The sequence below is a fragment of the Ruegeria sp. BHSC043 genome (genome assembly GCF_059612985.1).
In genome coordinates, this window is the sequence record NZ_JBXWRS010000001.1 from 620,057 (window position 1) to 633,759 (window position 13,703).

The window sequence follows — 13,703 nt, forward strand, 5'->3', positions numbered from 1 at the left end:
CCGTCAGGCGGCGCTCAGGCTCACTTGGTTGCGACCAGACCGTTTGGCGGCGTAGAGGGCTTGATCGGCGCACTTGATCAGACTGAGCGCTGCGCCGGGACCCTCAGCAATCGGATTGGTGTGTGGGTCGCACAGTTTCAGGCCGACGCTGACTGTAACGGTCAGCCGCGTGGGCACATCAGGCAGGACAAAAGGCGTGGCAGAAATGCGGGTGCAGATCTCGTCCGCTTTTCTTTTGGCCTCGGCCTCGGTAGTGTCGGGCATCCCGATCAGAAACTCTTCGCCGCCGATCCGGGCCAAAAAGGCGCCCGCGCCCAGGCTGCGCTTCATACGCTTCGCGGCCTCGATCAAAATCTGATCGCCGGCAGCATGGCCGAACCGATCATTGATCGATTTGAAATGATCCAGGTCGGCAAGCATGATCGCATAGCTCCGGCCGGTTTCCCTGGATCGCGCCATGATCCGCGCCAGAGCAGACAGTGCGAACCGGCGGTTGTTCAGCCCAGTCAGAGGGTCGATCAGAGAGTCTTCCAACCCGCGCCGAAGCGCCGCCCGCATGTGATCGTCCTGCGCTTTTCGCGCGATCAGCGCGCCGATCCGCAGCGAAACCTCGTGCGCGCAGAACCCGCCCATGCAGATCGCGTCGGCGCCCCGGTCCAGCGCGTCGGCGGCAAGAGCCGCGTTGTCATCCGCGATGACGCCGATCACCGCGGTCTTGCGGGTACCGTTGCGTGACTTGAGGTCGGTCAGAAGGTTCAAGCCCTGAGCGTCGCGATCCAGGTCCACGACGATGGCGTCCGGGATCGAACCCGACAGCAAGCCGCGCAGGTTGGGAATGGTGTGGGCCGAGATCGTCTGACCGGATAGCTCAGCCAGCGCGCGGCGCCATATCGCACCCCGTGAAGCCGAGCGAGCCAGAACGGCGATCCGGTCGGTGCGGGTACGCGCGACAAACGGGTCGGGCGCCTCGGAAAAGCCGATGGATTGCACGTCATTCCTGCCGCGCAGGTCCTGCGTTTCGGCGCGTGCACGCAGCAGGCTGCGGACCCGCGCCAATAGATATGTGTCCTTGAAGGGATACGGCAGAACGTCGTCGAGCCCGTCCGAAAGGGCGCGCAACCGGGCGGTCTTGTCATTCTGCTGCGCGATCGCGACGACGGGAACATCACGAAGCTGTGGATCGCACTGGACCAGTTTCTTCACCTCCGATGCGGTGCCGTCCGCCAATGTCATCGCCGTCAGAACCAGATCGGGCTGTACACGCCGCACCAAGGCGGGCAGGCCAGCCAGCTTGTTGCCCTGCGCCACCTGATACCAGGCAGCCGTCAGCTGCACCTTTAGCATGATGCGATTGGTCGAGACCCCATCAAGAACCAGGATGGTTCCCTGCACGGACATGGCTTTCACCGTTGGTTGAATGTGTTGCCAAAGTGTTTATGACTCTGGTTAACAAACCCTTTCCAACTGCCGCCGTTCGAGAGATTTATGACGATATCCTTCGAAAATGCCGAGACGCTGGCGTTGAATGCGCTGGGTTGGCTTGCCGGCAATGACGATTTGCTGCCAGTTTTTCTGGGTTCGACGGGGGCGTCGATCACAGATCTTCGTGACCGCGCCGCAGAGCCTGAATTCCTGATGTCTGTGCTCGAGTTTCTGATGCTTGACGATTCGTGGGTCATGGCGTTCTGTGACGACAATTCCGTGCCCTATGACAGTCCGGCGCAGGCCCGGACGGCCCTGGCGGGAGGGGCCGATATTCACTGGACGTGACCGGGCCTGAATCTGGAGAAAACGACATGCAGATCGAAGCCCTGGTGTTCGACAAAGACGGAACTCTGTTCGACTTTGCGGCCACTTGGGGCGCGTTCGGCGCGGCTGTTCTGCGGCGGCTGGGCGGCGGCGACGACGCGCGCGCCGCGCGGTTGGGCGAGGCGATCGGATTTGATCCGGTGCGCGGTACCTACGCGTCCGACAGCATCGTGGTCGCGGGTACGATCGACGAGATCGTGGATGTACTGGCCTCGCAACTGCCCGAATGGTCGCGGGCCGGTCTGATCGAGATGCTCAATGCCGAATCCGCATGCGCGACGCAGGTCGAGGCGGTTGCCTTGGCCCCGTTTCTGCGCGGTCTGAAACAGGCCGGCAAAAGGCTGGGGGTTGCCACTAATGACGGCGAGATGCCTGCACGGGAACACTTGGCTTCGGTCGGGGTCAATCATCTGTTCGACTTCGTCGCGGGCTATGACAGCGGCTACGGCTTCAAGCCCGCTCCGGGCCAGTTGCTGGCCTTTGCCGAACATATCGGCGTTGCGCCGTCGCAGACCGCCATGGTTGGTGACAGCCTGCACGACATGCAGGCCGGTCGGGCAGCCGGCATGACGACGATCGGTGTGCTGACGGGCATGACCTCGGCGCAGGACCTGGCGCCTCTGGCCGATGTGGTTCTGCCGGATATCGGCCACATTCCGGCCTGGCTGGGGATTTGACCGGAATGGCCGCCAAAAAATCGGCGTTTCATGATTTGAAACCGACCATCTCTGTCGCAGACAGAGCGGCTCAACGGCCGACTTCGGGGCTTGCTTGAGAAAAGCCATCGCCGGAGGACCACATGGCCGACACCAGGACTCAGAGGCGCCGCAGCGGCGGGCGCGCAGGTGCCGTCGCCCGCAGGGGCGCCGCCGTCATCGACCAGATGCCGTGGGATCCGCCGATCAATATCGACCACCCTACTGAGCCGCTGCCGCCCGAGGGAGTCGAAGCCATCCATGACGGCGCGATGCGCATTCTCGAGGAAATCGGGATCCAGTTTCTGAACGAAGAGGCCATCGCGATCTTTCGTCAGGCCGGTTGCGCGGTCGATGGCGATATCGTGCGGATGGGCCGCGACTTTGTGATGGAGATGGTCGGCAAGGCGCCGCCCACCTTCACAATCACGCCACGCAACCCGGACCACACAATCGAGATCGGCGGCAAACGGCTGCTGTTCGGAAACGTCTCCTCGCCGCCCAACTACTGGGACATGGAAATCGGCAAGAAGGTGCCCGGCAATCGCGAGATGTGCCGGAACCTGTTGAAGCTGACGCAGTATTTCAACTGCATCCACTTCGCAGGCGGCTATCCGGTCGAGCCAGTGGACATCCACGCCAGTGTGCGACACCTGGACGTGCTGTACGACAAGCTGACGCTGACCGACAAGGCCATGCACGCCTACTCTCTGGGCAAGGAGCGGGTCGAGGACGTGATGGAGATGGTCCGTATCGCCGGCGGCCTCAGCCACGAGGCGTTCGAGGCGACGCCCCGGATGTACACCAATATCAACTCGACCTCGCCCCTGAAACATGACCACCCGATGATCGACGGCTGCCTGCGGCTGGCGCGACGGGGGCAGGCGATCGTGGTGACGCCGTTCACGCTGGCCGGGGCAATGGCGCCGGTCACGCTGGCCGGTGCGGTGGCGCAGTCGGTGGCCGAGGCACTCAGCGCGATCGCCCTGTTCCAGTATGTTCGCCCCGGCATTCCTTGCGTGATCGGCACCTTCACGTCGAATGTCGACATGAAGTCCGGGGCACCGGCCTTTGGAACGCCGGAATACATGCGCGCGACACAGATGACCGGCCAGATGGCGCGGTTCTATGGGCTGCCTCTGCGGTCTTCGGGGGTATGCGCCGCCAACGTACCGGACGGGCAGGCGATCTGGGAGACCTCCAATTCTCTTTGGGCAGCGGTTCAGTCGGGGACCAACATGGTCTATCACGCCGCCGGCTGGCTGGAGGGCGGACTGATCGCCAGCCCCGAAAAGTTCATCATGGATTGCGAGATCCTGCAGCAGATCCAGCGCTACATGCAGCCCGAACTGTGCGCCACGGGCCCGGATGAAATCGCACTGGATGCGATCCGGTCGGTCGGCAACGATGGTCACTTCTTTGGCATCCAGCACACGCAGGACCGCTATACCACGGCCTTCTATCAGCCGTTCCTGAGTGACTGGAAGAACTATGAAGGCTGGGAGGCCGCCGGCGGCATCTGGACCGCCGAGCGCGCGCACCTGCTGTTCAAGGAGATCATCGGCAGTTTCGAAGCCCCCCCCATGGATGCGGCCATCCGCGAGGAGCTGGCCGATTTCGTGGCCCGACGCAAAGCCGAGGGCGGGGCGCCGACGGATTTCTGAACACTCTGCATTCGTATCAGGTTGAGATTGTTCTGCATTTGCAGAAACTTGGACGCGCGGATTCGACCTTTGTTAAGATTTCTGGGCTGTGATCGGACTCATACCAAGTCTGAGGCTGTTCATGCACGGATTGATAAACAAGGCCATTCAGTCGTTTGTCTGTGCGACCTACGGGCGCGAGTGCTGGCTGCGTGCCACCGCGGTGGCCGAGCTTGGCTTCGTCGAGTTCGAGGCCATGCTGGTCTATGACCGCGACAAGTCCTATCGCCTGCTCGATGCGCTGTGCGCCGAATTGAAGCGTGCGCGCGACGAATTTCTCGAGGATCTGGGCACCTATCTCGTGTCTCACCCCAACATGGAGGGGTTGCGGCGTTTGTTGCGGTTTGGCGGCGTCACCTATGTGGAATTCCTGCACTCGCTGGACGATCTGTCGGATCGGGTGCGCCTGGCGGTGGCCGATCTGACGCTGCCCGCTCTGGAATTGATCGAGTGTTCGCCCAACGAGTTCGAACTGCACTGTCAGCCCGGGCTGGACGGCTATTCCTGCGTCCTGACCGGCCTTTTAAGGGCGATGGCCGATGACTACGGCGCGCTGGTGTTTCTGACGCGCACTGGCACGAATGAAAAGGGAATCGACATCATGTCCATGACCCTTGTCGAAAGCGCATTCGCCGAGGGCCGAAATTTCGATCTGGGGGCACCAAGCTGATGTTGGATCACGATCAACTGGGGGTGTTGTTGGGAACCCTGTGCCCCATGTTCGTCCTGCTGGGTGGCGACGGAACCATCCGCCAGGCTGGGCCGACCCTGCAAAAGCTGCGTTCTGACCGGCCGATGCCGGGGCGCGCTTTCCTTGACGTTTTCGATCTGGTTCGCCCCCGGTCCATTACGTCGTTCCGCGACCTGATGGCAAGCGAAGGTGTGAAACTTTCGGTGAAATTTCGCGACGAGCCGCGAACGGCGCTCAAGGGCCTTGTCTCGCCGTTGCCGACAGGCGGGGCGGTCATCAACCTGTCATTCGGAATCTCGATCCTGGACGCGGTCCGCGACTATGCGCTGACAAGTTCGGACTTTTCGGGCACCGATCTGGCGATCGAACTGCTCTACCTGGTCGAGGCAAAATCGGCCGCTATGGAGGCGTCACGGTCTCTGAACCTGCGGTTGCAAGGCGCAATGCTGGCGGCGGAGGAGCAGGCCTATACCGACACCTTGACCGGTCTCAAAAACCGACGGGCAATGGACCACATTCTTGAACATCTCGTGTCCAGCAAGGCGACTTTTGCGCTGATGCACCTGGACCTCGATTTCTTCAAGGCCGTGAATGACGAACTGGGGCATGCGGCCGGCGACCATGTACTGAGCGAAGCCGCGCGCATCATGCTGGAAGAAACCCGCAACGACGATACGGTGGCCCGCATCGGCGGGGACGAGTTCGTACTGATCTTCCGTGGTCTGTCTGACCGAGACGTCCTGCAGCGCATCGCGGAACGGCTTATTTCACGGCTTCAACAGCCGATGGACTATCAGGGCCAGACCTGCGCTATTTCCGCAAGTATCGGCACCGCGCTCAGCGCGCAGATCCCGTCGGTGACGCCGGCCAACATTCTCAACGCAGCGGATATGGCCCTGTACGAGGCCAAGCGCAGCGGCCGGGGCTGTCACCGCTTCTATTGCGAGCAGGAAAAGGCCGGGCACTGAGCGCGACCGGTTTCACCGCGTGACCTCGGCCTCCAAGACCGTGGCAATGCGGTGTTTGACGGCACCCAGCTCACCCACGACCGGCAATTGCAGCCCGCGGAAACCCGCGCGAGCCAGCTCGGTCGGCACATCGTCCAGAACATGTCCGCCCGTACAGGCAAAGAACGGTAGGCACAGTGTGGTTTCGCGGGTGCCGCGGGCAGCCTCGGATATCGACGGCGCCTCTTCTACAAAGCCCGTTCGAACCGACTGGAAAGATATCAAACCGGCCAGTTTGTCTGCAAAGCTGTTGGCAACAACCGACGGGTTGCGGCTGCGGCCTGACCCGTGTGCGGCGATCACCAGGTCCGTCTCGGCCGCTCGCCAGCCGCGCTGGTCCAACTGCTCGGACAGGGCCGTGGCCACGATCCGGGGCAAGTCCGGGTCGGTTCCCAGCGGGTCGAGTATCCGCACATCGCGGCCGTCCACACGTTTGGGCAGGGCGCTGGTCACGAACCAGCCTTTCGCCATGAACAGCGGATAGATCGCCACTGCGTCGGTCAGGCCGTCCAGAACCCGCTCCAGCGCCCCCGGCGCGGCCAGCGTGGCCGAGGTTACATGGACCTGATCCGTCAACTGGTCGATTTCGTCGGCGAGCCGCGCCAAAGCCGCCTCGGCCGGAGCCGGATCCGAGGGTTGCCCGTGGGCGACGATGACGGCGTTCAGCATTGCGGTCTCCTGTCTTGCTCGGGGTTATGTGCGGCGCGCGACGTCGAAGTCAATCCGGCCTCAGCCCAAAACCACCAGCCACATCCAGACCGTCAGGATCGACGCCGCGGTTCCTATCAGCACGGACGAGGCGGCGACGCGTTTTGCGCGCCCATAGATGTTGGCAAAAATATAGGCGTTGAACCCCGGCGCCATCGCCGCGTTCAGAACGCCCGAGCGGAACAGGTCCTGCGGCAGGGCGGTCGCAGTTCCGAACAGCCAGACGAGGCTGGGATGCAGGATCAGCGACACGCAGCAGACATAGCCGATGGTCCGCAGATCGCCCTCGGGGCGATACATGACCAGCACGCCGCCCAGCGCGAACAGCGCGCCGGGCAGGGCAGCGCGAGTGATCAACCCCAGGGCCTCGTCCACGACCGCCGGGATGGCCAGACCCGTCAGGTTCACGATGAACCCAAGCGTGATGCCCAGGATGAGGGCGTTCTTGAACATCGCCGACAGGACGGACCGGACCATACGCAGGCCGCCTTGGCCGCGATTGCGGATGAACTCCATGACCGAGATGCCGACGCAGTAGCAGAACGGCGAATGGAAGGCGATGATGGCATAGTTACCGGTCAGGTTGTTCGCGCCATAGGCGCGCTCGGTGATCGGCAGGCCCAGCAGGACCGAGTTCGAGAACAGGCAGCAGAAGCCGATCGCCACGCAGTCTTCCCAGTCTCGCCCGAAGATGAACCGGGCGCCCAGCATGCCCGCGACAAAGCACAGACCCGCGGCCGAATAGAAGCTGCCCAGCAATCGTGGGTCGAAGCTGGCGCTCAGGTCCAGATGGGCGATGGCCAGAAACAGCAGGCACGGGATTGCAAAGCCTTGGGTGAATTTCATCAACCCGTCGACATGGTTTTCCTTGAAATAGCCCAGGCGGGTCGCAGCATATCCGGCGCCGATGACCAGGAAGACTGGTAAAATGACGTCGATCAGGCTTTGCAGCATCTCACGGTTCGCCTCGGTTCGTTCTGCGTCGTGCCTGTCGCGACGGGGGTGGTCATGCGCCCGGCAACGGCTGTTCGATCACCAATCCGTCATGGGCGGGGGTTACATGGTCGGGGGTTTCCCTGTCGACCGTGGCATAGTCCAGATCGATGTGCATGTTGGTCAGGATAGCCCGCTTGGGCTGCAACTGTTCGATCCAGCCCAGGGTCTTGTCCAGATGGGCATGGGTCGGATGCGGGCTGCGGCGCAGAGCGTCGATCACCAGGCAGTCCAGGCCTTCCAACTCGGGCCAGGCGTCGTCATAGATCTCGGCCACGTCCGGCAGATAGGCCAGATCACCGATCCTGAACCCCAGCGCGTCGATCGAGCCATGGTTGACCTTGAAGGGCCGGAACGGGATCGGCCCGCCGGGTCCGTCAACCGCGAACGGGCCATCGATGGTCTTGAGGTCGAGGATCGGCGGGTACGGCGACCCCTCGGGCTGGATGAAGGCATAGCCGAACCGCCCCAGCAGCGCGTTTTGCGTGTCGCCGTCGGCCCAGACCCGGACTCGGCTGCGCATGTTGAACACGATCATGCGCAGATCGTCGATGCCATGCACATGGTCGGCGTGCGAGTGGGTATAGACCACACCGTCCAGCCGCCCGGTGCCGGTATCCAGCAGTTGGCTGCGCATGTCGGGCGAGGTATCGATCAACACCGATGTGGTGCCGTCAGGCCCGTCGCGTTCGACCAGCATCGAGCAACGGCGGCGGCGGTTGCGCGGGTTTTCGGGATCGCATTCGCCCCAGTGTCCGCCGAGGCGCGGCACCCCGCCGGACGAGCCGCAACCAAGGATCGTGCAGCGCAGCGTGGTCATGCGGCGGCCTCGTGGGCGGCGGCCTTGGTGAACAGGCGGTCGAAATTGGCCTGGGTGCGGGCCGCGAATTCGGCATAGTCCAGCCCGAAAAGTTCGGCGCCGACGCGGGCGGTAAGGGCGGTGAAAGCCGGTTCGTTGCGTTTGCCGCGATGCGGCGGCGGGGCAAGATAGGGGGCGTCGGTTTCTACCAGAATTCGATCAATGGGCGCGGCGGCGAAGATTTCGCGCAGTTCGTGGCTTTTGGGAAAGGCCGCGATGCCCGACATCGACAGGTAGAACCCCAGATCCAGCGCCGCCTGGGCCAGTTCGGCCGAGGAGGAAAAGCAATGCATCACACAGGAATAGGGCGCGTTGCGAAACTCGGCGCCCAGAATGTCGGCCATGTCGGAATCGGCTGCGCGGGCGTGGATGATCAGCGGCAGACCGGTGCGCTGGGCGGCCTCGATATGGATGCGCAGTGACTTTTTCTGAACTTCGGCGCTGTCCGCGGTATAGTGATAGTCCAGCCCGGTTTCGCCGATGCCCACGAATTTCGGGTGCGCGGCCAGTGCGACCAGCTCGTCGACAGTGGCCATCGGCTCTTCGGCGGCACTCATGGGGTGGGTGCCGGCGGCATAGAATACCGGGGCATGCGCCTCGGCGATGGCGCGTACGGCCGGTTCGTTGCGCAGGCGGGTGCAGATCGTGACCATGCGGGTCACGCCGGCCTGTCGCGCGCGCGTGATGATCTCGTCCAACTGGCCCTCGAAGTCGGGAAAGTCCAGGTGGCAGTGACTGTCGGTGATCGCGGGTGGGGGGCTGGTGTCGTTCATCTGCTCGGGCCGGCGGAGTCCTGTATCTTGAACACCGTATCTAGGACCAGAGCGGCAGGGTCAAGGTTCACCGCCTGACCGTGACGGGCCCTTGCGGATACGGCCGCGGCAACCTCGGCCCACCGGCGGGCCATCCGCGGCGAATTCGACAGCCGCCGGAGCGTTTCCGACTCGTTCGGTGCGGCCTCGGGGCTGGGGGGTGCGCCGGTTGCGCCGGTCAGGGACAGGCGCGACAGCGCGATGTCGATCAGGTTCAGCAGCAGGTCGAACCGGTCCGCCGCTCCGCGCTGCGCGGCAGCCTCGGCCAAGGCCAGAGCGCGTTGCCGGTCCAGCCGGGGGAGGCTGCCCAGAATGCCGATCAGTTCGGCATAGATGTCAAGCCCGCCCAGGTTCAGCAGCCGGACTGCCTCGCCGACCGAGCCCGCCCCCAGGGCGGCCAGATGGTCGGGGTTGGGCGGCAGGTCGGCACCGGCCTGAGCCAGCGCCGCCTGCATGTCCGACGGCGACAGCGGCGACAGGCGCAGGGTCCGGCAACGCGACCGGATCGTCGGCAGCAGCCGCGAGGGCTGGTGCGAGACCAGTAGCAGCGTGGTACGGGCCGGCGGCTCTTCGAGCATCTTCAGCAGAGCGTTCGCCGCACTGGCATTCATGTCGTCGGCCGTATCCACGATCACGACACGGCGCCCGCCATCGGCGGCGGACAGCCCGAAAAAACGGCCGAGCTTTCGGATATCCTCGACCACGATTTCGTTGCGCATCTTGTCCTTTTCGTTCACCGAGCGGGTCACGACCGCAAGCCCGGGTTCAGCCCCGGCTAGCACGCGATGGGCCACCGGATGATCGGGCGCGATGTCCAAAGATGTGGGAGCCGGAGGGGCTTCGAACAGCCCGTCCTCCTGCGAGGCAGGGGTCGCCAGAAGGAAGCGGGCGATGCGCCAGGCCAGCGTCGCCTTGCCCACGCCACGCGGCCCGGTCAGAAGCCAGCCGTGATGCAGCCGCCCCGAGGCGAACGCCGACAGGAATTCGCGTTCGGCCGCGTCCTGACCGAACAGTTGTTGCGTCTGACGCGGGTGCGGCGCGCCGGGCACCTGATCCGGGGGAAGAATGTCGTCGGTCATGTCTGTTGCAGGGGGCGCAAGGTCTGATGCACGATGTCCGCCACGTCGCGGGCCACGCTGTCGACGTCGCGGTTGCCGTCTATGACGCGGAAGCGGTTCGGAAACTCTTTGGCAAGATCCAGAAAGCCCCCGCGCATCCGGCGTTGCAGGTCGGGACCGAAATCCTCGAACCGTTCTTCGGCGCCCTGCCGGCCCTTGGCCCGGGCCAGGCCGGTGTCTGGGTCCATGTCGATCAGCAGGGTCAGATCGGGTTCGCGCCGGATCATCAGGGCGTGCAACTTGTCCACCAGCGCGCGCAGATCGCCGCGCGACAGGCCCTGATACATCCGGGTGCTGTCCGCGAACCGATCGCAGATCACAATCTTGCCTGCCGCCAGGGCCGGCTCGATGGTACGCTCCAGATGGTCGCGGCGTGCGGCGGTGAACAGCAGGATCTCGGTTTCCGCCGACCAGCGGTCGGGATCGCCCTCAAGCACCAGCCGACGGATCTCCTCGGCGCCGGGTGAGCCGCCGGGTTCGCGGGTCAGCACCACGTCATGGCCTGCGGCGCGCAGGGCTTCCGCCAGCAGACGTGCCTGGGTGGATTTGCCCGATCCGTCGATCCCTTCGAAGGTCAGGAAAAGCCCGCGCCCGCTCACATCGACTCCAGCGGGGAATTGATAACATCCTTCAGCACGATGCCGCCAACTGCCATCAGACGCACCACGAATCCGCCCAGCGGTACGTCCTGGGACGCATAAAGAGGGCGACGGATCTCGGGCAGGCCTTCGGGCTTGACCACCAGTTCGGCCAGTTGCTGGCCTTTCCGGATCGGGGCGTTTACCGGCCCCTGATAGACCACTTCTGCCGGAACGTTCTGGTCGCCCAGCACCGGGAACAGCAGGGTCAGGTCGCCCTCTGGCACCAGGCCAACGGTCTTCTGGGCGCCCATCCAGACCTTGGCCTGGGCTATCGGCGTTTCGGCGGTGGCAACTTTCCTCTCGACAAAATTTCGAAACGACCAGTTAACCACGGCCTCGGCCTCCTCTGCGCGGCGGGCGGTGCTTTCCAGCCCGGACAGAACGAAGATCACTCGCCGGTCGCCCTGCTGGGCCGATCCGACAAGGCCATAGCCGGCCTCTTGCGTGTGGCCGGTCTTCAGCCCGTCAGCGCCGATGTCGAGCTTGAGAAGCGGGTTGCGGTTATTGACGTTCGACGGTGCGCGCCCGTCGAATTCAAAGGTTTCCTCTGCGAACAGCGGGTAATATTCCGGGAAATCGGTGATCAGGCGGTCCGCCAGGATGGCCAGATCCTTGACCGACATCATTTGACCGGCCGCGGGCCAGCCGTTGGAGTTGGCGAAGGTCGAGTTGGTCATGCCAAGTTGTTTGGCGCGCTGGGTCATGTAGCGGGCAAAGCCCGCCTCTGTTCCGTCCGGGCTGAGCGCTTCGGCAATGACGACGCAGGCATCGTTGCCCGACAGCACGATGATGCCCCGCAGCAGGTCCTCGACCCGGACGCGGTCCTGCGTGTTCAGGAACATGGTCGACCCGCCATAGCTCATGGCGTGTTCCGACACCGGCAGCTTTTCATCCAACGTCAGGCGGCCGTCGCGCAGCGCCTCGAACGCCACATAGAGCGTCATCAGCTTGGACATCGACGCGGGCGGCAGCGGCTCGTCGGCATTCTTGGCCAGCAGGACCGTCCCGGTGGTCTGGTCCATCACATAGGCCGCCCGCGCCGAGGTGTCGAAGGCCAGAGCGGGCAGCGCCGCCAGCATCAGGCCGATGGCAAGAAGGAGGGTTCGAATCAAAGTCGGCATCTTGGGCCTCCCTGTCTATTTCGCGGCGATGAAGGCGTCGGAGAACCCGAGATCCTTCATGTCGCCGAGGATTGCGCGGCGTTCCGCCCTTGTGGCAGCCGGACCCACGAGAACCCGCCAGACCTGTTTGTCGCCCGAACTCACTTGTTGAACCTGTGCCGACAGGCCGTTCTTGCTGACCTTGTCAGCGGCGGCCTTGGCATTTGCCTCTTCGCTGAACGTCCCGATCTGCACAAAGGGTTTTGTCAGGTTTGAACTGGCCGATTCCGAGCCGGTGCTGGCTGGTGTGGCTTCGGAGGCCTCGATCGCGGCAGCTGCGCCGGCAATCGGGTCCAGCGGGGTCTCCGTGATTTCATCCTTGGGCTTTTTCTGCCACCATTTTCGCTTGGCCGGTTTCTCGGCCGGCGGGGTCACGACGGGGTCGGCCAGGGCGGCGGTCGCGTCAGAGGCGGGGGGCGCCTGCTGGGGCGCCGTCGCGGCAACGGCCGCAGCGCCCGCCGCCACTTCGGCTGCCGCACCGGTCGCGGCGGTTTCGTCGGATTTATTCTTTTGCCACCATTTCCGCTTTGCGGGTTTTTCTTCCGGCGCAGTAGTCGCCTCCGAGTCGGTCTTGTCGGGCGTCTCGTCCTTGGTTGCGCTGTCTGCGGCGTCCGCGGCGACATCTTCAGCCGGTTCCGCTTCGGGTGCCGGGGGTTCGACCACCTCGCGGCGCAGAGCCACCACGGTCAGGCGCGCCGGCGCGCCAGCCAGCAACCCGAGTTTCTCGGCTGCCGCCGAGGACACCTGCAGCGCCGGACCGGGCAGATTCCGTTCGCGCCGGAACAACGCGCCCGTAACCGACTTGTCATTGGCCGTATTTGTGATTTTGACCCGTTCGGGTTGGACTACGTTGGGGTGGGCCACCCAGACGCCACCCAGTGACGGGCGTCCGTCCCACAGGCCGGCCTCGGTCACCTGAAAAACGTCCGGTGCTTCGACGTCGCGTTGCGAGGGGCCTGCTATGTCCGGAAGAAGCTCGGTTGCTCCGCCGTTGGGCTGTCCATCGGGCTTCGGCTTGCTTGCCTGGCCGCCAGACAGCAGCGCCTCATCACAACCGCTCAACGCCACCAAAGCCATTATCGCAACAGCCGCCGTCCACCGGCCAAAGCGTGTCTGTGTCGCAGTTTCCATGTTTTGCGTTCCCTTGCCTGTATGGCCGGGTCGGACCCCGTCCTAGCTGCCGCCCTCTGGTTCTGTTGCCAGTATGCCGCAGCCATATCGCGCGGATCATAGCCCGCGTGTATCGGCAAGAAAAGACAGAGGAACCGGGCTCGGCAAGAAATCCCTCTTTTTGCTTGCCACGGCCGGGTCTTGGCCTTAGACCGCTGCCTGCGCCGGGGAGGTGGCAGAGTGGTCGAATGCGGCGGTCTTGAAAACCGTTGGGCGTGAGAGCGTCCCCAGGGTTCGAATCCCTGTCTCCCCGCCACCCATTCCCGTCTCACTCTATTGATACTTTCTGCCCCGGATTTCTGCCGCGACATCAGCGGTTTACCATACCCGTTTTCTA

At 63.9% G+C, this 13,703-nt stretch carries 14 protein-coding genes and 1 tRNA gene; 6 read left to right on the forward strand and 9 right to left on the reverse strand.

The features are described from left to right. Positions 1 to 3: 3 nt before the first annotated feature. On the reverse strand, positions 4 to 1,398 hold the full coding sequence (locus tag AC2FMM_RS03055) for a diguanylate cyclase domain-containing protein (RefSeq protein ID WP_496795760.1): 1,395 nt from the start codon (positions 1,396 to 1,398) through the stop codon (positions 4 to 6). An 87-nt stretch (positions 1,399 to 1,485) separates the two neighbouring features. Here AC2FMM_RS03055 and AC2FMM_RS03060 point away from each other — a divergent pair, with 87 nt between their 5' ends. The 5 genes from AC2FMM_RS03060 to AC2FMM_RS03080 all read left to right on the forward strand — a co-directional run bounded on the left by AC2FMM_RS03060 (position 1,486) and on the right by AC2FMM_RS03080 (position 5,866). Next, entirely contained in the window at positions 1,486 to 1,770 is a 285-nt protein-coding gene (locus AC2FMM_RS03060; protein ID WP_496686154.1) for a DUF3572 domain-containing protein, read from the forward strand. A gap of 26 nt (positions 1,771 to 1,796) precedes the next feature. Beyond that, positions 1,797 to 2,486 (forward strand): HAD family hydrolase, encoded by a 690-nt coding sequence (locus tag AC2FMM_RS03065; protein WP_496795761.1) that lies wholly within the window; start codon positions 1,797 to 1,799, stop codon positions 2,484 to 2,486. A gap of 122 nt (positions 2,487 to 2,608) precedes the next feature. Further along, positions 2,609 to 4,168: a trimethylamine methyltransferase family protein gene (locus tag AC2FMM_RS03070; protein WP_496795762.1), complete on the forward strand. Its 1,560-nt coding sequence runs from the start codon at positions 2,609 to 2,611 to the stop codon at positions 4,166 to 4,168. 121 nt (positions 4,169 to 4,289) lie between these two features. Then, positions 4,290 to 4,877, forward strand: coding sequence for a heme NO-binding domain-containing protein (locus tag AC2FMM_RS03075; protein WP_496795763.1), 588 nt, complete (start codon positions 4,290 to 4,292; stop codon positions 4,875 to 4,877). Next, complete coding sequence (locus AC2FMM_RS03080; protein WP_496795764.1) at positions 4,877 to 5,866, forward strand: diguanylate cyclase domain-containing protein; 990 nt, start codon at positions 4,877 to 4,879, stop codon at positions 5,864 to 5,866. The genes AC2FMM_RS03075 and AC2FMM_RS03080 overlap by 1 nt, the downstream gene beginning before the upstream one ends. Positions 5,867 to 5,878: 12 nt before the next feature. On the opposite strand, the gene AC2FMM_RS03085 is transcribed toward AC2FMM_RS03080, so the two are convergent. From AC2FMM_RS03085 to AC2FMM_RS03120, 8 genes are read right to left on the reverse strand one after another with little or no spacing between them, the layout of a single operon-like run. Beyond that, positions 5,879 to 6,574, reverse strand: a complete 696-nt coding sequence (locus AC2FMM_RS03085; RefSeq protein ID WP_496795765.1) for a CbiX/SirB N-terminal domain-containing protein — start codon at positions 6,572 to 6,574, stop codon at positions 5,879 to 5,881. Between the two features lie 60 nt (positions 6,575 to 6,634). Further along, complete coding sequence (locus AC2FMM_RS03090; RefSeq protein WP_496795766.1) at positions 6,635 to 7,567, reverse strand: AEC family transporter; 933 nt, start codon at positions 7,565 to 7,567, stop codon at positions 6,635 to 6,637. Positions 7,568 to 7,619: 52 nt separating this feature from the next. Then, positions 7,620 to 8,426, reverse strand: coding sequence for an MBL fold metallo-hydrolase (locus tag AC2FMM_RS03095; protein ID WP_496742780.1), 807 nt, complete (start codon positions 8,424 to 8,426; stop codon positions 7,620 to 7,622). Beyond that, positions 8,423 to 9,238: a TatD family hydrolase gene (locus AC2FMM_RS03100; protein ID WP_496795767.1), complete on the reverse strand. Its 816-nt coding sequence runs from the start codon at positions 9,236 to 9,238 to the stop codon at positions 8,423 to 8,425. Before AC2FMM_RS03100 ends, AC2FMM_RS03095 begins: the two co-directional genes overlap by 4 nt. After that, a complete protein-coding gene (locus AC2FMM_RS03105) occupies positions 9,235 to 10,356 on the reverse strand; it encodes a DNA polymerase III subunit delta' (RefSeq protein ID WP_496795768.1) in 1,122 nt (373 codons plus the stop codon). Before AC2FMM_RS03105 ends, AC2FMM_RS03100 begins: the two co-directional genes overlap by 4 nt. Beyond that, complete coding sequence (gene tmk, locus AC2FMM_RS03110; RefSeq protein ID WP_496686178.1) at positions 10,353 to 10,994, reverse strand: dTMP kinase; 642 nt, start codon at positions 10,992 to 10,994, stop codon at positions 10,353 to 10,355. The genes AC2FMM_RS03105 and tmk overlap by 4 nt, the downstream gene beginning before the upstream one ends. Continuing rightward, positions 10,991 to 12,157 carry a D-alanyl-D-alanine carboxypeptidase family protein gene (locus AC2FMM_RS03115; RefSeq protein ID WP_496795769.1) on the reverse strand — a complete coding sequence of 389 codons (1,167 nt, stop codon included), beginning with the start codon at positions 12,155 to 12,157 and terminating at the stop codon, positions 10,991 to 10,993. Before AC2FMM_RS03115 ends, tmk begins: the two co-directional genes overlap by 4 nt. 15 nt (positions 12,158 to 12,172) lie before the next feature. Then, entirely contained in the window at positions 12,173 to 13,327 is a 1,155-nt protein-coding gene (locus tag AC2FMM_RS03120; RefSeq protein WP_496795770.1) for an SPOR domain-containing protein, read from the reverse strand. 205 nt (positions 13,328 to 13,532) lie between these two features. On the opposite strand from AC2FMM_RS03120, the gene AC2FMM_RS03125 reads away from it, so the two are divergent. Beyond that, positions 13,533 to 13,622 (forward strand) — tRNA-Ser (locus AC2FMM_RS03125). The last annotated feature ends 81 nt before the right edge of the window (positions 13,623 to 13,703 follow it).